The organism is Klebsiella sp. HMSC09D12 (assembly GCF_001808475.1).
GTDB classification, from domain to species: domain Bacteria; phylum Pseudomonadota; class Gammaproteobacteria; order Enterobacterales; family Enterobacteriaceae; genus Klebsiella; species Klebsiella oxytoca.
The window spans coordinates 1-23,665 of sequence record NZ_KV793497.1 but is presented as its reverse complement, the minus strand read 5'-3'; the positions used below and the strand labels follow the sequence as shown (position 1 = coordinate 23,665).

The 23,665-nt window shown below is 53.6% G+C and carries 27 protein-coding genes and 4 pseudogenes; 27 read left to right on the top strand and 4 right to left on the bottom strand.

Annotated features, from left to right (window positions below):
- Positions 1 to 260, bottom strand: a pseudogene (locus HMPREF3178_RS20825) (DNA polymerase V subunit UmuC); the annotation flags it as partial.
- Complete coding sequence (umuD, locus tag HMPREF3178_RS20820) at positions 260 to 691, bottom strand: translesion error-prone DNA polymerase V autoproteolytic subunit (RefSeq protein ID WP_032738630.1); 432 nt, start codon at positions 689 to 691, stop codon at positions 260 to 262. The pseudogene HMPREF3178_RS20825 and the gene umuD, both read right to left, overlap by 1 nt.
- A 405-nt stretch (positions 692 to 1,096) precedes the next feature.
- Here umuD and ltrA point away from each other — a divergent pair, with 405 nt between their 5' ends.
- The 21 genes and pseudogenes from ltrA to HMPREF3178_RS20720 all read left to right on the top strand — a co-directional run bounded on the left by ltrA (position 1,097) and on the right by HMPREF3178_RS20720 (position 15,708).
- Entirely contained in the window at positions 1,097 to 2,584 is a 1,488-nt protein-coding gene (ltrA, locus tag HMPREF3178_RS20815; protein WP_175438962.1) for a group II intron reverse transcriptase/maturase, read from the top strand.
- A gap of 248 nt (positions 2,585 to 2,832) precedes the next feature.
- Entirely contained in the window at positions 2,833 to 3,804 is a 972-nt protein-coding gene (gene parM / locus HMPREF3178_RS20810; protein ID WP_070585484.1) for a plasmid segregation protein ParM domain-containing protein, read from the top strand.
- 2 nt (positions 3,805 to 3,806) lie between these two features.
- Positions 3,807 to 4,478: a plasmid partitioning/stability family protein gene (locus HMPREF3178_RS20805; protein WP_042015161.1), complete on the top strand. Its 672-nt coding sequence runs from the start codon at positions 3,807 to 3,809 to the stop codon at positions 4,476 to 4,478.
- Positions 4,479 to 4,540: 62 nt separating this feature from the next.
- A complete protein-coding gene (locus HMPREF3178_RS20800) occupies positions 4,541 to 4,771 on the top strand; it encodes a hypothetical protein (protein WP_001568040.1) in 231 nt (76 codons plus the stop codon).
- 195 nt (positions 4,772 to 4,966) lie between these two features.
- Positions 4,967 to 5,136 (top strand): annotated as a pseudogene (locus HMPREF3178_RS31845) (hypothetical protein); the annotation flags it as partial.
- Positions 5,137 to 5,207: 71 nt separating this feature from the next.
- A complete protein-coding gene (locus HMPREF3178_RS20795; RefSeq protein WP_001568041.1) occupies positions 5,208 to 5,909 on the top strand; it encodes a DNA methylase in 702 nt (233 codons plus the stop codon).
- A complete protein-coding gene (locus tag HMPREF3178_RS20790) occupies positions 5,909 to 6,130 on the top strand; it encodes a hypothetical protein (RefSeq protein ID WP_001568042.1) in 222 nt (73 codons plus the stop codon). The genes HMPREF3178_RS20795 and HMPREF3178_RS20790 overlap by 1 nt, the downstream gene beginning before the upstream one ends.
- Before the next feature lie 9 nt (positions 6,131 to 6,139).
- Positions 6,140 to 6,559: a DUF1380 domain-containing protein gene (locus HMPREF3178_RS20785; protein WP_004144453.1), complete on the top strand. Its 420-nt coding sequence runs from the start codon at positions 6,140 to 6,142 to the stop codon at positions 6,557 to 6,559.
- 53 nt (positions 6,560 to 6,612) lie between these two features.
- Positions 6,613 to 7,380, top strand: a complete 768-nt coding sequence (locus tag HMPREF3178_RS20780; protein ID WP_032435768.1) for a hypothetical protein — start codon at positions 6,613 to 6,615, stop codon at positions 7,378 to 7,380.
- 680 nt (positions 7,381 to 8,060) lie between these two features.
- Positions 8,061 to 8,489: an antirestriction protein gene (locus HMPREF3178_RS20775; RefSeq protein ID WP_032435770.1), complete on the top strand. Its 429-nt coding sequence runs from the start codon at positions 8,061 to 8,063 to the stop codon at positions 8,487 to 8,489.
- Positions 8,490 to 8,531: 42 nt separating this feature from the next.
- Complete coding sequence (locus tag HMPREF3178_RS20770; RefSeq protein WP_013214014.1) at positions 8,532 to 9,038, top strand: antirestriction protein ArdA; 507 nt, start codon at positions 8,532 to 8,534, stop codon at positions 9,036 to 9,038.
- 42 nt (positions 9,039 to 9,080) lie between these two features.
- The gene (locus HMPREF3178_RS20765) at positions 9,081 to 9,272 is read left to right on the top strand and encodes a hypothetical protein (RefSeq protein WP_001568047.1); all 192 of its coding nucleotides are present in this window, start codon (positions 9,081 to 9,083) and stop codon (positions 9,270 to 9,272) included.
- A 187-nt stretch (positions 9,273 to 9,459) separates the two neighbouring features.
- The gene (locus HMPREF3178_RS20760; protein ID WP_175438961.1) at positions 9,460 to 9,714 is read left to right on the top strand and encodes a DNA polymerase III subunit theta; all 255 of its coding nucleotides are present in this window, start codon (positions 9,460 to 9,462) and stop codon (positions 9,712 to 9,714) included.
- Between the two features lie 34 nt (positions 9,715 to 9,748).
- Positions 9,749 to 10,069 (top strand): hypothetical protein, encoded by a 321-nt coding sequence (locus HMPREF3178_RS20755; protein WP_032431403.1) that lies wholly within the window; start codon positions 9,749 to 9,751, stop codon positions 10,067 to 10,069.
- Positions 10,070 to 10,787: 718 nt separating this feature from the next.
- The gene (gene ssb, locus HMPREF3178_RS20750; RefSeq protein ID WP_032431381.1) at positions 10,788 to 11,330 is read left to right on the top strand and encodes a single-stranded DNA-binding protein; all 543 of its coding nucleotides are present in this window, start codon (positions 10,788 to 10,790) and stop codon (positions 11,328 to 11,330) included.
- A 48-nt stretch (positions 11,331 to 11,378) separates the two neighbouring features.
- Positions 11,379 to 11,627: pseudogene (locus tag HMPREF3178_RS20745) on the top strand (DUF905 domain-containing protein).
- A gap of 69 nt (positions 11,628 to 11,696) precedes the next feature.
- A complete protein-coding gene (locus HMPREF3178_RS20740; RefSeq protein ID WP_070585480.1) occupies positions 11,697 to 13,754 on the top strand; it encodes a ParB/RepB/Spo0J family partition protein in 2,058 nt (685 codons plus the stop codon).
- Positions 13,755 to 13,798: 44 nt separating this feature from the next.
- Positions 13,799 to 14,230, top strand: coding sequence for a conjugation system SOS inhibitor PsiB (gene psiB, locus HMPREF3178_RS20735; RefSeq protein ID WP_004194235.1), 432 nt, complete (start codon positions 13,799 to 13,801; stop codon positions 14,228 to 14,230).
- A complete protein-coding gene (locus HMPREF3178_RS20730; protein ID WP_015065618.1) occupies positions 14,227 to 14,955 on the top strand; it encodes a plasmid SOS inhibition protein A in 729 nt (242 codons plus the stop codon). Before psiB ends, HMPREF3178_RS20730 begins: the two co-directional genes overlap by 4 nt.
- Complete coding sequence (locus HMPREF3178_RS20725; protein ID WP_004194231.1) at positions 14,952 to 15,278, top strand: hypothetical protein; 327 nt, start codon at positions 14,952 to 14,954, stop codon at positions 15,276 to 15,278. The genes HMPREF3178_RS20730 and HMPREF3178_RS20725 overlap by 4 nt, the downstream gene beginning before the upstream one ends.
- Before the next feature lie 55 nt (positions 15,279 to 15,333).
- A complete protein-coding gene (locus HMPREF3178_RS20720) occupies positions 15,334 to 15,708 on the top strand; it encodes a hypothetical protein (RefSeq protein WP_004182064.1) in 375 nt (124 codons plus the stop codon).
- 285 nt (positions 15,709 to 15,993) lie between these two features.
- On the opposite strand, the gene HMPREF3178_RS20715 is transcribed toward HMPREF3178_RS20720, so the two are convergent.
- Positions 15,994 to 17,526 carry an IS3 family transposase gene (locus HMPREF3178_RS20715; RefSeq protein ID WP_004118819.1) on the bottom strand — a complete coding sequence of 511 codons (1,533 nt, stop codon included), beginning with the start codon at positions 17,524 to 17,526 and terminating at the stop codon, positions 15,994 to 15,996.
- A gap of 88 nt (positions 17,527 to 17,614) precedes the next feature.
- On the opposite strand from HMPREF3178_RS20715, the gene HMPREF3178_RS20710 reads away from it, so the two are divergent.
- The 4 genes from HMPREF3178_RS20710 (at position 17,615) to HMPREF3178_RS20695 (ending at position 22,785) form a co-directional block, all read left to right on the top strand.
- Complete coding sequence (locus HMPREF3178_RS20710; RefSeq protein ID WP_000589001.1) at positions 17,615 to 18,955, top strand: ISNCY family transposase; 1,341 nt, start codon at positions 17,615 to 17,617, stop codon at positions 18,953 to 18,955.
- A 420-nt stretch (positions 18,956 to 19,375) separates the two neighbouring features.
- On the top strand, positions 19,376 to 20,614 hold the full coding sequence (locus HMPREF3178_RS20705; protein WP_003030308.1) for an IS110 family RNA-guided transposase: 1,239 nt from the start codon (positions 19,376 to 19,378) through the stop codon (positions 20,612 to 20,614).
- Between the two features lie 475 nt (positions 20,615 to 21,089).
- Positions 21,090 to 21,662: a cytochrome b/b6 domain-containing protein gene (locus tag HMPREF3178_RS20700; protein WP_070585488.1), complete on the top strand. Its 573-nt coding sequence runs from the start codon at positions 21,090 to 21,092 to the stop codon at positions 21,660 to 21,662.
- A gap of 199 nt (positions 21,663 to 21,861) precedes the next feature.
- Positions 21,862 to 22,785 carry a cation diffusion facilitator family transporter gene (locus HMPREF3178_RS20695; RefSeq protein WP_020277922.1) on the top strand — a complete coding sequence of 308 codons (924 nt, stop codon included), beginning with the start codon at positions 21,862 to 21,864 and terminating at the stop codon, positions 22,783 to 22,785.
- A 121-nt stretch (positions 22,786 to 22,906) separates the two neighbouring features.
- On the opposite strand, the pseudogene HMPREF3178_RS31840 reads toward HMPREF3178_RS20695, so the two are convergent.
- Positions 22,907 to 23,023, bottom strand: a pseudogene (locus HMPREF3178_RS31840) (hypothetical protein); the annotation flags it as partial.
- Between the two features lie 24 nt (positions 23,024 to 23,047).
- Here HMPREF3178_RS31840 and relB point away from each other — a divergent pair.
- Together relB and relE are read left to right on the top strand one after the other, a co-directional pair.
- Positions 23,048 to 23,287: a type II toxin-antitoxin system antitoxin RelB gene (gene relB, locus HMPREF3178_RS20690; protein ID WP_000534858.1), complete on the top strand. Its 240-nt coding sequence runs from the start codon at positions 23,048 to 23,050 to the stop codon at positions 23,285 to 23,287.
- Entirely contained in the window at positions 23,287 to 23,574 is a 288-nt protein-coding gene (gene relE / locus HMPREF3178_RS20685) for a type II toxin-antitoxin system mRNA interferase RelE (RefSeq protein WP_000323025.1), read from the top strand. Before relB ends, relE begins: the two co-directional genes overlap by 1 nt.
- Positions 23,575 to 23,665 lie beyond the last annotated feature (91 nt).

The following is a 23,665-nucleotide window of genomic DNA, read 5'->3' as shown; positions in this document are numbered from 1 at the left end:
AGGCAGTTCATCACGCGCGCCGACATCGAGGCGTAAAGTTCATAATTACTTGAAAACGCATATATTTTTTCCGGGTATCTTTCGTTTTTTATCTGAAACCACGGAGTTCCCATTTTGATCCAGGGCTTCGCCTCGGCACTGCGAGCGATTACATTCCCGTCGTTGTTGCTCAGGACGACTATCGGCTTTCCTTTCAAATCCGGGCGGAAAACACGTTCACAGCTGGCATAGAAGCTGTTCACATCGGCCAGGGCAAACATCAGTACATCTCCCTCGGGCGGTGGATGATATGCGTGACGACGCCAAAGATATCCAGCTCGTCGGGATCAGGATAAATCGGCGACCAGGAGGCATTCATGGGCTGCAGCGTCAGTCGCGGCGTCAGCAGAAGCCGTTTCACCGTAAACTCCCCCTGTACGCTGGCGACAACGATATCGCCGTGCCGCGGCTTTTCAGCACTGTCCACAACCAGCAGATCGCCATTGTACAGACTGCCGTCGGCCATGCTGTCTCCGCTGGCACGCAGGTAGTACGTCGCGCTCGGATGCCGTATGCAGTAATCATGGAGATCCAGATCGGACTCGACATAGTCAGCAGCAGGGCTGGGAAAACCGCAGCTGGCCAGATCGGCAAACAATGGATGGGCCTGTGGCGGGATTTCTTTCCCGGTGCTGAAAAACTGTAGCTTCATCTTTCCTCCTGATACTCTAATTTTACTGGTTATGCATACAGTGTGCGCCGGGAGACCGGTAGAGATCAAGGGGTGAAAGTCCCCGACCATTGAAGGACCAGCAATCCACAAGGTCCCCGAGTCATGCGTTGCATACCGCGAGGTATGGGGCGAAGCGTTGACAGGGGTGTTGACAGGCCAGCCATTGAGCCACGAAATGTATATTAAATTACCGGGTGCCGACGTTGTACTGTTAACGGAAGGCAACATCATAGGGTGCGATACTGCGAGTGCCACATGGACCCGGCGGGGTCTGAGACCCTGGCATGTCAATACGATCTCTACGCGGGAACCGGGAGATCTCCCCTCTGACCATCTGCCAGTGTCGGAGATGGCCCGCACCGGGAAGACGAGGAGTCATAGCCGGTGATGTACGGAGAGGAGAAGTCGGACTCGCTCATAGTAGCGGCGAAGCAGGCGAACAACCCGAAAGGAGCGGAGTCAGTGGAGCGAAGGAGCGGGGCCAAGGGGAACGCGGAACAGCCACACATGCGCCGGACACAGAGCCGGGAAAGCATGTCACAGAGGCTGTCACGCGTGCGGGAAGCTGCGAAGCAGCGGAAGAAAGAACGGTTTACAGCATTGTTCCACCTGCTGACAGTCGAAGCACTGGAAGCCGCATTCCTCTCCCTGAGCAGGAAAGCGGCCGCCGGAGTGGATGGCATCAGGTGGATGGACTACGCCGGAAACATGAAGAACAACATAACAGATCTGCACCGGAGGCTACATCAGGGCAGCTACAGGGCGCAGCCCGGCAGGCGTCACTACATCCCAAAAGCGGATGGAAAACAACGCCCGCTCGGCATCGCCTCGCTGGAGGACAAGATCGTCCAGTATGCGCTGGTGAAAATCCTGAACGCAGTCTATGAAAACGACTCTATGGGGTTCTCATACGGGTTCAGACCCGGGCGAAGCCAGCACGATGCACTGGACGCACTGGCCACAGGGCTGGTACGCACTAACGTAAACTGGGTACTGGATGCCGACATCAGTCAGTTCTTCGACAGGGTGAGCCACGAATGGCTGATCAGGTTCACAGAGCATCGGATCGGCGACCGGAGGGTAATCAGGCTCATACGTAAGTGGCTCACAGCCGGGACGTCGGAGGAGGGTCAATGGCGAGCAACGGAGGAAGGCACCCCACAGGGTGCGGTCATCTCACCGCTGCTGGCAAACATATACCTCCACTACGTCTTCGATCTGTGGGCGCATCAGTGGCGACGTCGCTATGCCACAGGCAATGTGGTAATGGTCAGATACGCCGATGACATCGTCATCGGGTTCGACAAACGATACGATGCCCGGCGCTTCCGTATAGCCATGCAGCGCAGACTGAGGGAGTTCGGACTCACGGTTCACCCGGAGAAAACCCGTCTGATGGAGTTCGGCCGCTTCGCTGCCGAAAACCGTGCCATCAGGGGAAAAGGCAAACCAGAAACGTTCAACTTCCTCGGGTTCACGCACATCAGCGGGAAAGATCGCAACGGCAGGTTCATGCTGATACGAAAGACCCGCCGGGATCGGATGACGGCAACTCTGAAAGCCATCAAAGACGGTCTGCGAAGGCGCTGGCATTACTCAATCCCCGAACAGGGAAAATGGCTCAGGAGAGTGGTTCAGGGATACCTGAACTATCACTCGGTACCGGGCAACTTCCCCACCATGCAGAAGTTCAGGACACACGTAACAAACCTCTGGCGCCGGGCGCTCAGGCGCAGGAGCCAGAAGGATGATACGACCTGGACGAAAGCAAACAAACTGGCAGCCGCATGGCTACCAAGGGTTCGGGTTCTTCATCCATGGCCTGTGGAGCGGTTCACCGCCAGACACCCGAGGCAGGAGCCCGGTGCGTAAATCGCGCACGCCGGGATCTGTGCGGGGGGTATCCGGTAACGGGTATCCCTACCGCGACATATTTAACAGCGTGACGATAATCCAGATCGCCTGCCGCACGAACATCTTGAGTAAATAAAGGTACTCAAAATGCTCTAGTAAATCATTTTGATGTTTTTATATTGCTCATATTGAGAAATATTGTTTTGATTTTTTCATTTTGCTCTTATAATTGGTATCAAATTGAGAGTAATTAACGGAGAATATTGATGAATATTTACTGCGATGATGGTTCAACTAATGTTAAGCTGGCATGGTTTGAAGGAGATGAGCTTCAGACACGAGTCGCTGCGAACTCCTTCAGGCATGGCTGGAAAGTGGCAGAATTCAGTGCGGCAACGTTCAATTATCAGGTGGGCACGCTGAAATACACCTGGGACAGCGTCAGCCGGGATGCCATCCCGACAACAAACGTGGAATATCAGTACGGTGATCTCAACCTGCTGGCCGTGCATCATGCGCTGCTGAACAGCGGACTGGAGCCGCAGCCGGTGAGCCTGACCGTGACGCTGCCCCTGAGCGAGTATTACGACGGGGACTGCCAGCGGAACGAGGAGAACATACGACGCAAACGGGAAAACCTGATGCGTGAGCTGGTTCTGAATAAGGGCAGGGCATTTACCGTAACGGACGTGAAGGTGATGCCGGAATCACTGCCGGCGGCGTTCTCCCGTCTCGCGGAGCTGAAACCCGGCCCCGCTGAGACAACCCTGATTATCGATCTCGGTGGTACCACGCTCGATGCCGGTGTGATTGTCGGCCAGTTTGATGATATCAGTGCGGTGCACGGTAATCCGTCTGTCGGCGTGTCACAGGTCACTCGCGCAGCTGCAGGCGCGCTGCGTGCGGCAGACAGCGAAACCAGCGCCCTCATCGCTGACACTATCATCCGCAACCGCAATGATCGTCAGTATCTGCAGCGTGTGATCAACGATGCCGGTAAAATTGACGAGGTTCGGAACAAAATAACAGAGGCAATCACTTCCCTGGGAGCGCGTGTCACCAGTGAGCTGACGGCCTTCAGGAACGTTAACCGGGTATTCCTGGTCGGGGGAGGGGCTTCCCTCATAGAAGACGCTATCCGTCAGGCCTGGCCTCTGGCTCCTGACCGTATCGAGGTTATAGGCGATCCGCAGATGGCGCTGGCCAGGGAGATTGCCCTTTACAATAAAGAGGACTAAACGTGCCGGACGGCCAGTATTCTTTCTATCTGCACAGCGACGATCGCACCGACATCGCGGCGATGGCAACCATCAGCACCATCTCACAGCCCCTGCGCGGTGAGTTCATCCGTACCGCCGCCACCGCCGGGGCGGTGGTATACCAGGTGGATGCCCGTTTACCGGCGCTGATCCCGGTGTTCTTTGCCGGGCAGCTGAGCGCTGTCCGCCTTTGCGCCGTGATGGCCCTGGTCTCCGGAACCTGGTCCTCACTCACCGGCCTTCCGGATGAGCCCGAAAATGGTGGGGCTGCTCTGCCCGTGTCACCGGAGACGGAATACCAGCGCCGGCGTTACACCCTGACGCTTCAGAATGGCCGGAGTGGGGAACGGGTGGAAAGTGTGCTGACGGAAGCGTCATCCCGTCTGCGTGGGGATCTGCTGAGAAACCTGATTATCACCGGTCTTGCCCTCCACACGACGGCGCCGGAACTGCCGCGCCTGCTGGCCAGTATGCCGGTACCGCCCACCTCGGTCAGTGAGCTGCAGGCTCTGGTTCAGCAGATGGCCGGCACCGCTGACGTGAACAGGGCTGCAGCTGCAGTACCGGATACGCCGGCAGCACCTGCCGCGCCGGTGTCCGGGGCGGATACCCGGGAAATAAAGAAAAATATGCGGCGTGCATTCGGCGACTAACAGTACGAATCACATCCACTACTACACCGATTTCAAATGACTGGCATCCCAGGGAGGTTCTCATGTCACCAGGATTCAGAAATGTTCTCCGTCTCGCCCGCATTCCCGTCGACAGCAGTGAACCGGTGCGAAGAAAATTCGGCAGCCGGCTGATTGGCATTGTGACGGTATGTCTGCTTCCGCTTCTGGTTTTCGACGTTCCGCAGTGGGTTTTCATTTTGTCGCAGGTCATCTGGGGGGCGGGCGTCTATATTGGCCTGTCCCTGGCCGGGGATAAATCCCTGAACCGCTGATACAAACTTTCCGGTTGTTCAAAAAAAGAACAGACGTGGTGGCGTCTGTTCTCCCGCGCTTCTCCGTCATTTGCCTTCAGGTTATCCACAATTTTAAGCCCCGGATTTGTGGACAGGTATGCCGGTAATTCCCCGTTCGCCTGGAGTTAACGCAAGCCTGCCGCCCGCTGCCAGTGTCTCGCGTCCGGTCTGGTACGGGACGGGCGGTTTTTCCGCTCCGGCCCGGCGTCGTTGAGAGTGTGCGCCAGTCCCTCGCCCTTTTAAGGAACGCCCTTCAAGCCGCTTTCGCGGCATATCCTTGCCGTCGAAAAGACGGACGGCTGCGGTATTCCACGGTCGGCCTGACCCGTGACCGGACGCGATGAACAGGCAGCGTGCGGCAGGGAACGGTATCGCGGTGATGCCTCCTGCCCCCTCAGACTACAGGAGTGCTGCCATGTCCAGATTCATTCTCGGGAACTGTATTGATGTGATGCGCGGATTCCCCGACCGTGCCGTGGACCTTATTGTGACCGATCCGCCTTACCTCGTCGGTTTTAAGGACCGTCAGGGCAGACAGATTGCCGGGGATGTGACGGACGAATGGCTGCAACCGGCCACGCTGGAGATGTACCGCGTCCTTAAAAAAGACGCACTGATGGTGAGCTTCTACGGCTGGAACCGTGTGGACCGCTTTATGGCCGCGTGGAAGGCGGCAGGATTCTATGCCGTGGGCCAGCTTGTGTTCACCAAAAACTATGCCTCCAACCGTCGTAACGCCAGGGCCCGACGCGGATTTGTGGACTACTGCCATGAAGGGGCTTATGTCCTTGCCAAAGGCCGCCCCGTGCCGCCCCTTAAACCGCTGCCGGATGTGCTGCCCTTCCCGTATACCGGTAATACCCTGCATCCGACGCAGAAACCGGTGGAGGCGCTACAGCCGCTGATTGAGTCATTCAGCGCCCCGGGCGCGATTGTTCTCGACCCGTTTGCCGGAAGCGGTTCGACCTGCGTCGCTGCATACCGTGCCGGACGCCGCTATATCGGCATCGAGATGCTGGCGCAGTACCACCGGGCCGGAACCGAACGACTGGCCGCCATGCACCGGGCCGTAAATACCCCGGCGGCGAACGATGAATGGCTCCCGGAGGCCGCGTAATGAATTACGACGGACACGAAGCCCTGCGCCGCGATATGGCCGGGCTGGCGAACAATCTTTGCGACCTGAAAACCACCCTGAAAGTGCTGGAAGACACGTACCACTACCGGTACGACGGACTGGCGGAACGGCTTGCCGGTATCAGTCTGCGACGTCTCAGCGTCCTGATGGATGAGGCGTTCAATATTGCACTGATGCTCGATGAAAGCTTTCTGGATTGAGGAGAGAACATGTACGGAACCCGTGAAGATCTTTGCAGGATGCTGAATGAGCAATATCCCGCAGAAACCCCGCTGAACCTGATTATCTGGACCCCGGCGGATATTGAGGCGCTGGCTGACGGGATGGAATATTCCTTTTCAGAACATGACGTAAGGGCAGTACTGGAACGCATGGACGCTATACCAGAAGAACAACGGCTTGAGTCGGGCGTGTCAGCCGGCCTGGTGATGGCACTGATAGACCAGGTGAAAGAGAACGGGCAGAGGGTGACTGTGCCGGTTGACCTGCTTGAAACCCTGCTGATTACCGCCGAACAGGCATTGTGGGACAGGGAATGGACCGCACGGGATCGCAATCTCCCGGTGCCGGAAAGCGTAATGCGCCGCCTGGCGGATACAGCAAAAGTGCGGGCATTACTGAAAAGCTGACAGCAGATCGCCCCGCCACGCGGCGGGGTGATATAACCCGGACAGAGACGATAATGATGAAAAATGAAACCCTTAACACGCTTATTCTGCGTCACGGCGACCGGATGCTGCGCCAGGCTGGCTGGCCCGACACTGTTGATATGGCGCCCGTCGCCCCCGAAACCGTACCCGGCTGGCTTGCCGCCTGCGGCTCTCTCAGTGGCGTGGAAATCCTCACGCTTACGGAACAGCTTTGTCAGCCGCTGACGTATGGCCGGGCAGCGTTGTTGCTCGCCAGCGCCCGGCGGCTGGCGGGAACCCCGGCTCGTCTGCATCTCTTTCCGGTGCAGGCATATCCGCATCCGGAGCGGCTGGCTGACTGTCAGGTTATCCGCCTGCCTTACGCTCAGGAGTGGCTGACATCTGCGGAATGTGACGATCTGCTGGCCTTCCTGAAAGCCTCCCTCACGCAGATATCGGAAATCGTCCACCGGGATACGAAGCGCATCGCCGCCGCGCTGACGCCGTCCGTCACTCCCCGTCTGATGGACAGGCGGATCGGTGACTGGCGCTTGCTGGCCGTGGAGTATGATCATGATAACTGCCTGGACGAAGACGAAACCGACAGGCTGGATCAGGTCCTCGATGCCATTCTTATTCGCGATGCGCGATTCTGCCCGGTCCTGCTCACCCTGGTTAACGAGCGGGAGGAAACTATCAGGAGCGCAGGGGTTATCGCTGATCAGGTGCGTTTTACGGACACTCCGGTCCGGCGCTGGTTTGATCGCCGGGTTTTAAGGGAAATGGTGAGAGAGGCCCGCGCCAGCAGAACTCAGGAGTGACAGCCCGGAGCGTCAGGGGAGGGGGACCCTCCCTTGTCAGCCTGCCGGCACAGGAGGTGTGGTGCGATAAGGATGTCGCCGTGCCGGCTCCGCGTCCACCCGGCCCGGTTTCCGGGCCTTTTGGGGGAACACAACCCTCTGTTATCGCCGTGCCGTGTGCTGGCTGTGCCGTGCCTTCACTTTAGCCCGGCAGCCGCAGAGGCTGGAGTTCGCTGGCGCCGCCATCCCCGGATAAGGCACTCGCCGGCTTGCCGTTGCCGCCGGCTCCGCTTCACCCGGCCCCATCCCTCCGGTCCGTGGCCTTATTACTGCGTCTGTCGCGTTGCGACATCTGCTTCCGCTTTTCTCCCGGTGGTCGAAAAACGGGGGAGAGAAACCCTGCATTCAACCTCCTGCATCGCGACGGGTTGTGCCGTGCCTTCACTTTAGCCCGGCCGCTGCAGATGCAAGGGTGCGCTGACGCCGCCATCCTCGCCCGGTCGCAGTTTTTTTATGATGCTCGCCGTTCTTCCCGTCGATTTCTCGCTCAGGTTTCGCTCGAAAACCGTCCAGACCAGCTTCGCGCTATATCTGCGCTGCGGCCTCCGGTGTCGCCCCTGCATCTTCCGCTTTTCGCCGGGCTGTCGTGTCGGCACGGCACAACCCGGTGCCGCAGTCTATGTGATTACGGAGGTTTATCCATGCAGTATGTGAATACATGCCCGGTCCTGAATGTTGAGGAGTCCGACCGCCTGTCTTTTATGCCGTACCTGTTCGGCACGGATTTCATGCTCGCGGAATTACAGGTGTACGCTCTGGCCAAAAAATGGATGCCCGAATATGAGGGCGGCTTCTGGCATTTTATTCGCCTGCCGGAGGGGGGCGGCTACATGATGCCGGATTGTGGCCGGGTACATCTGGCCAGTAGCGAAAACTGGTTTGATCGCACTGTCAGCGCCGACGCGGCGGGCATTATTCTGACCAGCCTGGCGATTAATCGCCGTCTGGCGGCCCATCATGACAGCAGTAACCCGGCGCTGACTCGCCTTTATATGCTGCGTGATGCCCAGCTCTGGAATCACATCACCTTTCACCCCGAATGCAGTGCTATTTACGCCGCGCTGGACTGATTAACGACCGGGGCGGTTACACCGCCCCGCAGGGAGACAAAAATGACTTCATCAGTAACCGTTCCGGCCGTCTACGTGGGCACATATCACCAGTACAACGGCGGCAGTATTTTTGGCAAATGGTTTGATTTAACCGACTTCGACGACGAAGACGAATTTTATGACGCCTGCCGGGCGTTGCATGCCGCCGAGGATGACCCCGAGTTTATGTTTCAGGACTGGGAAGGGATCCCGTCTCAGTTTGCCTCTGAATCCTCTGTTAAGTGGGCGTTTATCGAGGCATTCCGGCAGGCGCAGGACGAAGGACGCGCTGCCGCGTTTGTGGCCTGGGCGGACTATACCGGCGAGTGCGACTATGACGCCTTTGATGAGGCGTATTGTGGCGAGGCTGAAAGCGAGGAGGATTTTGCTTATGGCTTTGTGGAGGATCACGGCCTGTTAAACGAGGTGCCTGAATCCCTGCGCGTCTATTTCGATTATGAGGCTTACGCGCGGGATCTGTTCAGCAGCGGCTATGTCTTCCATGAAGGCTATGTATTCAGCAACTGATTACTATCCGGCGGGGAAGCTCGCCGGTTAAGGAGAAAGCACATGAAACTTGCACCACAAAGCCGCGATATCCTGCGACAGTACAAAGCCCTGATTAATGCCCGCCGCCGCGATGCCGGTCAGCGGGAACTGACCACTGCGCAGGTGATGGATGAAATCTGCGAATACATGACCTGTCAGTGTGCCGTCTATATTGGCGGCCATTTCATTCTTCAGGGGGGAAAGGCACGATAAATCACAGGGCAGGGGGGAACCTCTGCCGCTTCCGGCCGCGCGAAAACCCGGGCAGGCTGCGCCTGCCGGAGAGAGACGTCGCCGCGCCTCCGGCGCCGCGCACTCTCCTCTCCGTTGTCAGTCGCTGTTGCCCCGGAATTCGCGTATTATCAGGGATATCTTCCTGTAAAGCAGACCGGTGATGCATATGTCAAAGTGGAATATCGCCTCTTTTTCAAAGGAGGAGCAGGACAAAGTTGCCGTCGATAAGGTGGCTGCTGCTGTTGCCTGGCAGGAGCGCATGAACAAGCCCGTCGTGCCGGAACTTGTTGAACGGGAACAGCCTGAACACCTGCGCGAATATTTCCATGAACGGCTCCGCGTACATCGACTGAACAGTCAGCAGCTGCCGCGCGCAAATGCGCCCGATTATAATAAACCCGGAGATGAGCAGCAGAAGTGATTCTTATAGTCAGTGTGTCCAGGGAGGAAATTTTATGCGTATGTCTCTGATGTTTGCAGCCGTGACGCTTTTAACCGGTATTAACCTGTTTTTTATTCCGTTTCAGCCTGTTCCGGCTCTGTGGGGGGCTATCCTGGCCATTGCTTTTGTTCTGATTAATGTCGTGGCAGATAAGCTGCGCCTCTGGAGTGGCATTGCGTGGATTATCGTTGCCGGCATCATCATAACGCTGATGCTGAAGGGGAAAGAGCCGGGTGACGAATTACGCGTGCTGATCACCGTTTTTGCTTTCCTGGCTTCGGCCTGGTACTGCGTTGTACAGTACAGAAAAGAGCAGGGCGAATCTCAATTCTGACCTGACCTGACCGGTACCCTTCATCTTGCTGCTGCTCTTCCTCTGGCTTTGCCTCACTTTCCTTTCACACAATCTGCTCCGGGGCCACCTTCGGCTCCTGACCCGCTGGCGCGGTTCAGTCGTCGAGCCACACTCCGCTAACCGCGAAAAGACGCGGTAAGCTCCGCCGAACCCGCAAAGCGGTTTCGGGCCTGGCGGCTAGTGTCTGATGTCTGACGTCAAGGTCAACGGCAGGCTTGCAGCATCCGTTCCGGATGCGCCGCCCTTTTTCGCGCCGTCACCTGCGCTTTTCGCACCCCGGCAAACTGACGCCGGGCTGTAAGGCGCAACGCCGTTTCGCGCCCGCGCTCTTCGTCGTTGCGGCGGGTGCCTGCTCCTTTCCCCTGGTACCCGTATCACCCGTTTGAGTCCATTCGCCGGGGCTGAGACAAGCACAACCCGTCTTGCTGTCCAGGGGACGGCAGGGCCTTTCGCAATAAATTTTTCCCGGCCATTCCGCTGCCGCTTCATTAGGCCGAAAAAAATTTCCCGCTCACCCCCGGACATCTGCACCGGGCCGTGCTCGTTTACGCCCTTGCGGCGAACGGCTCTCAAACGGGTGAAGGTTATATCCAGGGGGCAGGTTCAGCAGGTCCCCGCAAAACGTCAAAACCGCGGCCCCGGCAACTCAACGGGTGATGGTTTTAAAAGGCAAAACAACGGATTAAGGAGATTCATCATGGCAGCACGTGGCGTTAACAAAGTCATTCTGGTTGGACATCTGGGACAGGATCCGGAAGTGCGTTACATGCCCAACGGGGGCGCAGTGGCCAATCTGACGCTGGCCACGTCTGAAACATGGCGTGACAAGCAGACGGGAGAGATGCGCGAAAACACCGAGTGGCACCGTGTTGTCATGTTCGGCAAGCTCGCGGAAGTGGCGGGCGAATACCTGCGTAAAGGCGCGCAGGTCTACATTGAGGGCCAGCTGCGCACCCGCAACTGGCAGGACGATGCCGGAGTCACGCGCTACGTCACCGAGGTACTGGTCGGGCAGAACAGCACCCTGCAGATGCTCGGCGGCCGCCGTGAAGCCGGTGTGCCTGAGAGCGCCACGCAGTCGCAGAGTCCTGCCACCCCGGCACAACCTGCTCAGGCCGCGACTAAATCCCCGAAAGCAAAGGGCGGTAAGAAAGGTCGTCAGGACGCCGCCCCGTCTCAGCAACCGCCTCAGCCACTCCCGGATGATTTCCCACCAATGGATGATGAAGCGCCCTTTTAAACCACGATGAAGACGCCCCGTTCAGGCGGGGCAGAAAAGGAGAAACACATGGACCATAACGTTTTATCCCCGCTTGTATCCCTGCCGGATGGCACGTTTACCCGCGAGCAGGCTCAGGTTGTCGCAGCGCAGTATCAGAATGTGGCGATTGAAGATGACCAGGGGACCCATTTTCGCCTTGTCGTCCGTCATCAGGATGACGGCAGCATGATCTGGAGCGTCTGAAATTTTGAACCGGGCGGCGAGGACATGATGAACCGCTACATCCGGGACTACGGAGTACGCAAAACGAAGTAAGCAGTAAGAAGAAGGCCGGACAGGTGGGCTGTCCGGCAGACATTCATCAATAGCTAAGAGGTATCAATTATGTCTGCAACAGAGTCTAAGGTAAAAACTGCACCGAAAACCAGCAAAAAAACGCTTAAGTCTGCCGAAGCTGAGGCGCTTAAAGTGGCTCTCGATGCCGCACAGGTCGAGTATGTCCCGGTGACGGCACTGGTGAAGTCTCCCCTGAACGTCAGGACCATTCCCTATCCGGCGGAGAAAGTCTGTTCAATGGCAGATTCCATTGAAGCCATTGGCCTGTTGCAGAATCTGGTCGTGCATAACCTCCCGGATGGTCGCTGTGGTGTGGCTGCCGGTGGTCGTCGCCTGAAAGCGCTGCAGCTCCTGCAGAGTGAAAACCGTATCGATGCCGGATATCAGGTGATGGTGAAAAAGGTACCTGATGAACTGGCTGTTGCGGCATCAATGGCAGAAAACGAACAGCAGATGGCAATGCATCCGTCTGAACAGATCGCCGGGTTCCGCACACTGGCAGAGCAGGGGAAAACCCCCGCGAAGATTGGCGATTTGCTGGGGTTCGGTACGCGTCATGTTCAGCGCATGTTGAAACTGACCGAACTGGCTCCCGAAATTCTGGCGGCGCTGGCGAAGGATGAAATCACCACCGAACACTGCCAGGCACTGGCGCTCGAAAGCGATCAGAAACGCCAGGTGGAAGTGCTGGAATCCGCCCGCAAACGGTCCTGGAATAATGAAGTATCAGTTTCCTCGATCCGTAACCTCATTACCTCAGAAGAGGTTTCCACAAACGGCGACAAATTCCGCTTTGTGGGAGAGGCCGCATTCAGTCCGGATGAAATCCGGGTTGATCTCTTCAGCAGCGAAAACGGCGGCTATGTCAAAAGTGCATCGCTCGATACCGCCCTGCTGGAAAAACTGCAGAACATCGCGGAGCACCTCCGCGAAGCGGAAGGCTGGTCATGGTGTGATGGTCGTCTTGACCCGATTTCTCACTACGGGAAGGACACTAAAATCTGGCGCCTGCATGCTGTCCCGCCTGTGGAATATACCGAAGCCGAATCAGAACGTCTTGCAGAGCTGGAAGCTCTGGAAGCTAAGTATGAAGACGAGAATCCCGGCGTGAATGATGACGTCTTGGCCGGGGCTCTGGAAGCTGTCTGGGAAGAACAGCAGACCATCGCGCACCGGGCAAAACACCGGGCATGGACGGATGAAATGAAGCAATCTGCCGGGGTGGTGGTTTCCTGGACTGGCCAGGAGGTGAAAGTACAGCGCGGTGTGGTGCTGTGCGCCGATGAAAAAATGGAGGAGAAGGATGCATCCACCAATCAGGCCCCTGAAAAAGTCGATCCGCTGGACGCCGTCAGTGTCCCGTTGCTGACCCGCCTTTCTTCTGAGCGCACACTGGCGGTTCAGGCGGCCCTGTTGCAGCAGCCGCAGAAAGCCGTCGCGCTGATGGTCTGGAAAATGTGTAACTCGGTTTTCCATACCACAACGTCCGTCAAAGAGCCGTTCTGCATTAGCGTGAGTGTGTCGCATTACGCGCTGACCCGTGAAGCACCTGACGGTGAAAACAGCGTTGCGTTTCAGGCCATCCAGTCAGAAAAAGAACGTCTTGAAGCCCTGCTGCCGGAAAACTGGCGAAAGGATATGACCACCTTCTTTACGCTCGATGGCGCAACCCTGATGGCACTGATGGCTTTCTGCACCGCCTGCTCCATAGATGGTGTACAGGGCAAGGATGAATTTGGTCGTAAACACCAGAGTTCGCTGGATGGGGTGGAAAACGCCATTCAGTTTGATCTTCGTGACTGGTGGAAACCGACGGCTGATAACCTTTTCTCGCACATGAAGCTGCCACACATTGTACAGGCACTCTCTCAGGCCGGACTGGCTGGCGCAGCACAGGACGCCGCGAAGATGAAGAAAAAGGATGCCGCTGAACATGCAGAGCACTTCCTCTCAAAAATCCGTTGGGTTCCGGAATGGATGACCAGTGCTGACAATCAGAAACAGCTTGCCGCAAAGTCTGAACTCAGTCTGGCAACAAGTCAGAACGATACCGACGCTGATGCCGGCGACGTCACCGACCATAACAACCCGGCCTGCGCCGCCTGATAACGGAGACGCCGCCCTGCGGGGCGGCGATAAGGAGACTGAAAATGAAAACGTTACTGACTCTGGATGTCCTGAAAACCATGTCTTCTGATGAGCTGGAAGACTACCGCGCCGCCGGTGAAGACTTTCGCCGGGAGCTGAGTCACGCTGTCATGCGCGATCTGACCTCACCGTCCGGCTGGTCCGTGAATGCCGAATACCGGTGCGAATTTGGCGGCTTCTTTCCTGTCCAGATCCGTTTTACCCCCCCTCATGGTCACTTTGATGTGGCGGTATGCAGTCCGGGGGAGCTGAATCCTCGCTGGATAGTGGTCTTTGTTACCCGTGACGGTCAGCCGTTCTCTGTCGTTCGCGTGATGGATGCATTCAACCCTGAACTCATCACCCATACTCTGGATCTCATCGAGTGTCTTGACGCCGGTGGCTACTCGTTTGCCAGCATCATCAGCACGCTGTCACAGGAGGGCGCACAATGATCCCGTCATCCAGTGCTCTTGTATCCCTGAAACCAGCCCGTCAGGCAGCGCTGCAGGCCATCATGACGGTGGAAGAGGCTCGCCAGCGCGGCGCACGTCTGCCATCGATGCCACACGTCCGGACATTCCTGCGCCTGCTGACAGGCTGTAGCCGGATTAACAGTGACGTTGCCCGCCGTATTCCTGGCCTTCACCGTGATCCAAAAGACCGCCTTTCCAGCCTGAAACAGGTGGAAGAGGCGCTGGATATGCTTATCTCCAGCCACGGGGAATACTGTCCGCTGCCGCTGACAATGGATGTGCAGGCTGAACTTTTTCCGGAAGTCCTTCATACCCGAACAGTACGCAGACTAAAACGTCAGGACTTTGCCTTCACCCGAAAAATGCGCCGTGAAGCCCGTCAGGTCGAGCAGTCCTGGTTACTGCGTCAGAACCTGCTGGGACAGGCTGTCACAGAACTGAATTTTCAGTCACCGGAAACCGTCTGCACCTGGTACACCCGGTGGAGCGACGAGTTTGACGCGGCAGAGCTTGCAGCACCGTTCTGGCGCTGGCAGTCGCGATTCGCATCGCTGAAGGAACTTGACTGGCTTCGCATCAGCGGTGAGCCGCTGTATGCAGTGATGTACGAAATTCCGTTTATTGTCCGGGAAACACCTGAGCATATTCGTGTTGCTGAACGCTGGCAGGTGCCAAATAAGCTGGCTGATCGGAGTGGTGTATGAAGTGGCGCTATTCTCTGCGCTGGAAACTGCCGCACAGGCCCTGCCCGGGTCCACAGGAACTGATTTCCGTTGTCGTGGAGGCAGGGCAGGCGGCACCTGAAGAGGTGATGTCACGCTGGGTGGCTGGCTCAGGTTACGCTGTATGCGTGGATTTTCTCGGCCAGAAACAGATCCAACGCTGGAGCGATGAACGGAAAGCAGCGGTGAGAAGGCGCAACATGCAGGCACGTATTAATCGTGTTGCCCCTTTGTTTGCCGACGAGTTAATCGAGCGTGAACTGGCTGCGCGTCCGGAGTATTTCAATGGCAAGTCCGCCCGATGAATAAGTACAATGCTGTCTGACAACTCAGATGGCCAAATACAAGGAAAGCAGAACTATGAGGTACTGGTTGCTCGTTATCTTAATGAACGTGCTGTTCTGGTTGATCGTGAAGCATGTTGCTCCGGAATGGTATGGTTCCCCTGGTTATTATGCAGGCCAAATCATCTGCACACTAATAGCTGCGGTCATCACATGGCGTGATCCGCCTGACTGGTTAGATGGAATCCTGCTCGGCGTAATAAAATTCGGCGTTCTGATTGCCGGGATTATATTCTTTGTCTGGGGCATCGGGTACAAGCTGGCATTCTGGGGGCAACATGATCCTAATACCATATACGCAAGTGCAAACGATGTTATTTTGCCTAATCTTGCGCTGGGCACGGGCGTCTTGATCGCGGGATGGGTATACATTAGATATTTAAAGCGCTAAGCAGCATAAAGCGTGGATATACCTGGTAAGAAATAGCACCGGCCCGGTATAATCGACGTGGCGCTTGAGGCTTTTTGCCTCATGACGTGAAGGTGGTTTGTTACCGTGTTGTGTGGCAGAAAGCAGAAAGCCCCGTAGTTAATTTTCATTAACCCACGAGGCCACCTGTATGCCTAGACAACATCAGGATAGCCTCTTAGATGCCGCGAGGCAAGGAGATGTATGGGTCCTGTTAACACCAAGCTGTAATGTCCCCTTTGGGGCTGCGGATGTTTTCCTGGACTGTTATGTTGTGATCCCAAGATGCTGCCGGTACTTCACCGGACTCATTGCACCTAATGATAGCTTGATACGTTTCTCGTTATACCAGCGTATGTACCTGTCCAGGAAGCAGATAAATTTTTCCAGCGTGATACCAGTCCAGTTTCTGCCATAGAACATTTCGTTTTTGATACGCCCGAAGAAGCCTTCACACGCAGCATTATCCGACGAGCATCCTTTGCGCGACATGGACCTTATAAGTCCGGATGTGTTGATACGATCGAGCCAGCCCGGCCACCGGTAATGGCCACCACGATCGCTGTGTATTACCGGTTTATCATGTTCGTTGAGCGTATCGAGTGCTTCATCGAGCATCGTATTCACCAGCGTCGCGTCCGGGCGTGTTCCTATCGACCAGCTTACAACCTGGCCATCAAAGCAGTCGATAACCGGCGACAGATAGACTTTTCCAGCCGGAAGCTGGAACTCCGTAATATCGGTCAGCCACTTCTCATTTGGCCTGCAGGAACTAAAATCCCGGGCGAGTAAATTTTCCGGTGCCGGGCCGATTTCGCCACAGTAAGAGTTGTATCGTCGTCGCCTGGTGCGCTTAACAACGAGCTGCTCTTCTGCCATCAGTCTGCGGACAACCTTTTCAGAAATAACCCTGTTGTTACCGCGAAGCATCGCGTGAAGGCGCCGGTAGCCGTAACAGCGGTAATTCTCCTCAAAGATATCGGCCATGATCACGCGTATTTCCGCATACTTATCGCACAGACGTTTGCTGGCTTTGTGGTAAAAATAACAGCTGCGGGCAAGTTGCAGAACGCTTAGCAACTCAGCAACGGGGTACTTTTTCTTAAGGGCATCAACTATCAGGGTTTTCTCCCTGTTTTTCAGTGTCAGAAAGCTGATGCCCAGATCTTTTTTTATCAGTTCATTCGCCTTTGTCAGTATGTCACGTTCGAGCTGCAGCTGATGAACCTGCTGCCTGAGTCGCTGGATTTCACCGAGTAAAGCATCCTGATTTTTATCTTGAGGGGCTGCCTTTCGTTTGCGCATGGATTGATAAGCCTCGTCACTGATAAGGTCTTTCTTCCATTTGTACAGGACCGGGACGCTGACGCCTATGCTTTGTGCAACTTTACGCGCGGTTCCACGTCGGTTACAGAGCTCCCGGACGGCCTGAGACCTCTCTTCCGGGCTGAAGCATTTGTTTGTGCCTGAGCGAATGACCAGGGGACGCGCATTTGGGTAAAACTCTTCAATCCAGCGCTTTAGAATTTCGTTACTGGGGTAGCCGATGGCTCGGCGAGTGTACGACAGGCAACCACCGTGAGTAAGATAATGCTCAACAGCAGCAATTTTCTGTGTCCGTGAATAGCGTTCTCTTGGCTTTAATTCCCTGGGTAAATCGCCCTTCTCTTCATAAATCCGAACCCAACGGCCCAGCTGTTTTGTGGAAGGATATCCCAGCTCCATGACGACAACGGAGGCTTTCTTTCCGTACCGGTAATAGAGTTCGACGGCCCGGATCCGGTCCTCGTATGAATGCATAAATTAACCCCTGAAGGTCCAGGAATTCGTCCGCACTCCCTTTGAACCATTCTAAAATGTCCCCAGACAATTCTCTGGGGGATTTTTCATGATCAAAGAGACTGTTACGATGAGTCATAAGGAACTCGACCGACTTCACATTATTCAGGAGTCACTTAATCGCCATATTACTCAGGAACAAGCTGCGGCACGCATTGGCATTTCTATTCGGCAGGTTAAACGTCTGGTGCAACGGTATAGAAATGAAGGGCCTTCTGGTCTAGTTTCCCGCCGACGTGGAAAGCGTCCCAATAATTCCTTTTCTACCGAATTCAGAGCAACAGTAATTTCACTCCTCAAAGGCCGCTACGCTGATTTTGGACCTACGCTTGCGTGCGAAAAATTGCGCGAGATACACGGCTTGTGTTTATCCATTGAAACTCTCAGGAAGTGGATGGTAGAGGAGGGCATATGGCGCGAACGTCGTCGTAAGTTTGCCCGAATTTATCAGCGCCGGATGCGGCGCCCATCCTACGGTGAACTCATCCAGATTGATGGCTCGCCTCATGACTGGTTTGAAGGTCGGGGCCCCAAATGCACACTGATAGTCTTTATCGATGATGCTACCAGCGCTCTGATGGCGCTACGATTCGCTCCTGCAGAAACAACCCGGGCTTACATGGAAACCCTCCGGGGTTACCTTAATGATCATGGCGTACCACTGGCTCTCTATTCTGACAGACACAGTATATTCAGAGTAAATAACCCGGAGCGGGAAGGAGAGTTGACTCAGTTCACACGTGCGATAAAGACACTGGGCATCGAGCCAATCCATGCCAACAGCCCGCAGGCAAAAGGGCGGGTAGAGCGTGCCAATCAGACACTGCAGGACAGGCTGGTCAAAGAAATGCGGCTTCAGGGTATCAGTGATATTGAAACAGCAAACGCATGGTTGCCGACCTTTATTGAAGCCTATAACAACCGGTTTGCTACGCCGCCTCGTATTGCTGATAACGCCCATCTTGATGTACACCATTCTGAAGAGGAACTGGGTTATATCTTCAGCCTCCAGGCGAAGCGCGTTCTCTCCAAAAATCTCACTTTCCAGTACAAAAGCAGTGCGTTTCAGATTCGCAGTGAAGGCCGGGGATATCGACTTCGGCATTCGGTTGTCACGGTATGCGAAAGCTTTAACGGTGAAATTAAGGTTCTGTATGATGGGAAAGCGTTGGGATGGGAAAAATATGTTGATGGCCCGGAGCCTATACCACTGGATGATGAAAAAAGTGTCCATGAACGTGTGGATAATGCCCGTTTTGATTTACGCTCAAAATTCTACGTAAAACCTAAAGCTGACCATCCTTGGCTCACGCGCCGCACGCAAAGTAATCAGCAAGTGAAGCCCCCTAAATTACCCAGAAAGAAGGCTGATCCCGATAAAATGGACTGAAACCAGGCGTTATTCAGTTGAGTGCATATCCAGTCATAGGATAGATTCTTACGTAGCGTTTCTGGCGTGCATTTTCGGGTGGTTTGTTACTGTTTTTAACGGGGACACGTCAGAAACGCGCTCAGGCCGTCTGAGCGGTACGCGTAATGCGGCGTTATGGTAAATAGCCTATGCTAATGTCCGCTAAGAGCGAGATATAGTCATTCGCACCCTGAGAATTACACTTTAAGTGATTCAGGGGATGCGCTTACTGGTTACGAATATTGAGCGAGAATCACGTGATGATCGCCGCTTTTCTTTCGAGCCAGTGGGTGCTCCACGTTCGCTAACGAATACTCAGGGCATGCAGATAAACTGCTGGCTATATTTCTTTCGAAGAGCGTGGAATGCATACCAATCCCCGATAAAAAGGAGTTGGTGATGACTGCGACTAATCAATTTGCTGCGCACGTTGGTCTGGACTGGGCAGATAAAAAGCACGATGTCTGTGTTCAGTTTAAAAACGGTGAACGCACATTCCATGTGATTGAACATACGCCGGAAGCACTTGATGTCTGGCTTACCGAGTTACACCAGAAGGTAAAAGGCAGGATCGCTATCGCCGTTGAGCTGAAGAAAGGTCCCGTGGTGTATGCTCTTCAGAAATATCCATTTATCACCGTTTTCCCCGTCCACGCTTTGTCCCTGGCTCGTTACCGGCAGGCCTTCTCGCCCAGCGGCGCTAAAGATGACCCGCAGGATGCCGAGCTGGCATTAGAGTTAATGCTGCGTTATCCCCAAAAGATAAAAGCCATTGAACCCGACAATGCGGATATCCGGTTACTCCAGCAACTGGTTGAGCAGCGCCGTCAGCTGGTTGAAGATAAACGCCGTTTTGTGAACCGGATAATCAACACACTTAAACAGTATTATCCTCAGCCACTGGAGTGGTTCTCACATCGGGGTAGCTTACTATTGTGTGAGCTGATTATCCGGTGGCCCAGTCTGCAACAACTGAAACGAGCGAGGCGCGACACGATCCGCAACTTTCTGAATGCCAAAGGTGGCCGCGCAATGGCTCTTACCGAGCAACGTGTTGCGAGTATTGATAACGCGATCCCATTGACTACAGACCCGAGCGTTATAGAGGCTAATGCTTTGATGGCAACAGCACTGGCGACACAAATTAAAGTCGTGAGTGAAATCATCAAAACCTATGACGAACGAATCGAAGCGTTGTTTGACACATTGCCAGATGCGGAGCTGTTCAAATCACTTCCGGGCATGGGGCCGTGTATGGGCCCACGAATGCTTGCTGCACTTGGTGATAACCGTGACCGGTTTAACAGCGCTGAAGAAATTCAAAACTACGCAGGTATTGCACCGGTGACAGAACGAAGTGGCCAGAAATCCTGGGTTCACTGGCGATGGCAGTGTGCCAAGTTCGTCAGGCAAACCTTTGTTGAATGGGCTGCCAAGACGGTTAATTCATCATACTGGGCCAGACTGTATTATCAGGGCCTCAGAGAGAAGGGCAAATCTCATCAGTCTGCGATCCGGGCACTGGCGTTCAAATGGATAAGGATCATTTACCGCTGCTGGAAGGCCAGAACCCAGTACGATGAAGCAAAATATTTGCTGGCTCTCGAAGCGCGCCACTCGCCCTTACTGAAGCCATAAAAAGCTTGTCGAATGTCTCAGGGCGTGAAGCGGACATTGCAGACTGCCCAGTAGAAAAAGTGCTATCAGAATTATCTAAAGGAAGATCGTATTTACCATGTCTCATTCTAACTGTTTAATAAATTACAAAAATTAAAATTTCCATTTAATATCATCGCGTTAAGCAAGAGAATTAAACCTCTCATTTAATTTATGATTCTTATTTAATTCATGAGTTGGTGTAAAAATAGGTTGCCGCACTATAGAAAGACACATATTTAAACCCAGCAGGAAATCATATTTGAAAGTAATGTGTTTAAGGGGTTGCGTAACAAGAACAGCAAGTAAACACATAGTAATAACAGTTACCATTCCCATTTCGCAAGTGGCCATATCAGAGGTGAACTAATGCCTGCTGCAATTTTAAGAATTAAGGTTATCCTAATAATTCTTTTGTATGATTAAGATCATCGATAAATTTACTAAGGACTCATTAATGAAATTGCGACTCTGGAATCTATTACCCCATGATTACGCTCCTTTTTTTCGTATTCTTCACATCATTGTGGCATTTCTAATATTATCACAAATTATTAACTCTAATCTGACAGAGACCGAAGCAATTGGTGAACATAGTCTTGAAGGAGTTATAACCTGGATGCACATTATTTCAGGGTTAGGACTGATTATTTGTGGTTTTATTATGTTAAGTTGGATGCTTACTCAAAGAGGTTTTACTTATTATTTTTCATGGGTAGGGCTTGACTTTAGTGGTATTAAGCAAGATATAAAAACGTTGACTAGTTTCCGACTGCCCGATGCACATTCGGGAGGTATTGCCAGTACAATCCAAGGATTTGGAGTTCTAGGATTGCTAATTGTAGCACTTTCAGGTGGCCTATGGTTCTTGTTGAATACCATGCAGTCAAATCTGGCTGAAACAGTAATCCACTGGCATAAGTTCTTTACTACTTTCATTGAGGTCTATTTTTATGCACATGGTGCAATGGGAGTTTTGCATATTTTAATTGAAAAATATAAAAGCCGCTCAGTTAACCTAAGTGACTAATCTGTTGTGAGATAATATTACTTCAAGTTGAAGAAAACCCTAAAAATAAAATTTAGTTTACTAGAAGATGAAACAGCACTTGCAGAGACTTTTTAATTAAATTTAATAAAAACGAAAAAATATTCATGGCGAAATGATTGTTTAATTATCTATCATGGATAGAAATGTGAGTTAGTCGTCCTATTTTAGGAAGTTAATAATGACTAAAACAAAAGGGTTACCTCGTCCGCTGACGCACTACGCTTGGCTTTCCATTGCCACGGCTATTGCCACTATCGGACTCAAAGGTGTGGCGTGGAAAATGACCGGTTCGGTCGGTCTGCTATCTGATGCCATCGAATCCGTAGTTAACCTCGCAGGAGCCCTAATGGCGCTCTGGATGCTGACCTTGGCTGCGCTTCCGGCCGATGAGAACCATGCATATGGGCACGGCAAAGCCGAATATTTCTCGAGTGCTTTCGAAGGATTTCTGATCCTATTGGCGGCAGCCAGTATCGCCTATACCGCAGTTGAGCGGATGTTAACTCCACAGCCGCTTGAGGAGATTGGTCTCGGATTACTGGTTTCAACAGTCGCATCAATCCTTAATTTTGTGACGGCTCTCATTTTGTTAAGGGCTGGCAGGCAGCACAACTCTATCACTCTTGAGGCAGATGCTCATCACCTGCTGACCGATGTCTGGACGTCGGTCGGTGTCATTTTTGGTGTCGGACTGGTTTATCTGACCGGCTGGTTTTGGGTCGATCCGATCGTTGCATTGCTGGTCGCAGCCAACATCGTTTGGACTGGTTATCAGCTTATGAGTCGTTCAGCTGCAGGTCTGATGGACGTATCGCTACCCACGGAAGAACTCAAAAAAATCGAGTCACTGCTGGCAGGATATCGTGAACAGGGGCTTGATTTCCATGCACTACGTACACGCCAGGCTGGCGGGCGGGCGTTTATGACAATGCACATCCTAGTTCCTGGGCGATGGACTGTTCAATATGGGCACGACTGGGCCGAGCGTATAGAGAATGATATCCGCACCGCACTGCCTTTTATCCATATCACCACTCATGTGGAACCGTTGGAAGATCCCGCGTCAATGAACGACCAAACGCTCGACATTTCTGATCACTAAACTAACCACATGTCGCTGGTCGGGCAGGGTAACAAACCTCGCTCTACAAAAATTTCAGGTATTCTCTATAATTCTGAGGGTACTTGATGTGACCTGCGCCCAATTGTTGGGCACGCAATATTTTTAAAAAGTCCGCTTCTGGCACAAAGCGGACAGTGATCACCGTTCTTACGACTACTTTCTGACTTACTTCGTGACTTGCCCTAAGCATGTTGTAGTGCGATACTTGTAATGACATTTGTAATTACAAGGGGTGTAAGACATGGGTAGCATTAACCTACGTATTGACGATGAACTTAAAGCGCGTTCTTACGCCGCGCTTGAAAAAATGGGCGTAACTCCTTCTGAAGCGCTTCGTCTCATGCTCGAGTATATCGCTGACAATGAACGCTTGCCGTTCAAACAGACACTCCTGAGTGATGAAGATGCTGAACTTGTGGAGATAGTGAAAGAACGACTTCGTAATCCTAAGCCAGTACGTGTGACGCTGGATGAACTCTGATGGCGTATTTTCTGGATTTTGACGAGCGGGCACTAAAGGAATGGCGAAAGCTGGGCTCGACGGTACGTGAACAGTTGAAAAAGAAGCTGGTTGAAGTACTTGAGTCACCCCGGATTGAAGCAAACAAGCTCCGTGGTATGCCTGATTGTTACAAGATTAAGCTCCGGTCTTCAGGCTATCGCCTTGTATACCAGGTTATAGACGAGAAAGTTGTCGTTTTCGTGATTTCTGTTGGGAAAAGAGAACGCTCGGAAGTATATAGCGAGGCGGTCAAACGCATTCTCTGAACCAAAGCATGACATCTCTGTTTCGCACCGATGGTGACACTTCTGCTTTGCGTTGACAGGAGATGTATGGGTCCACCACATATTGCAATTT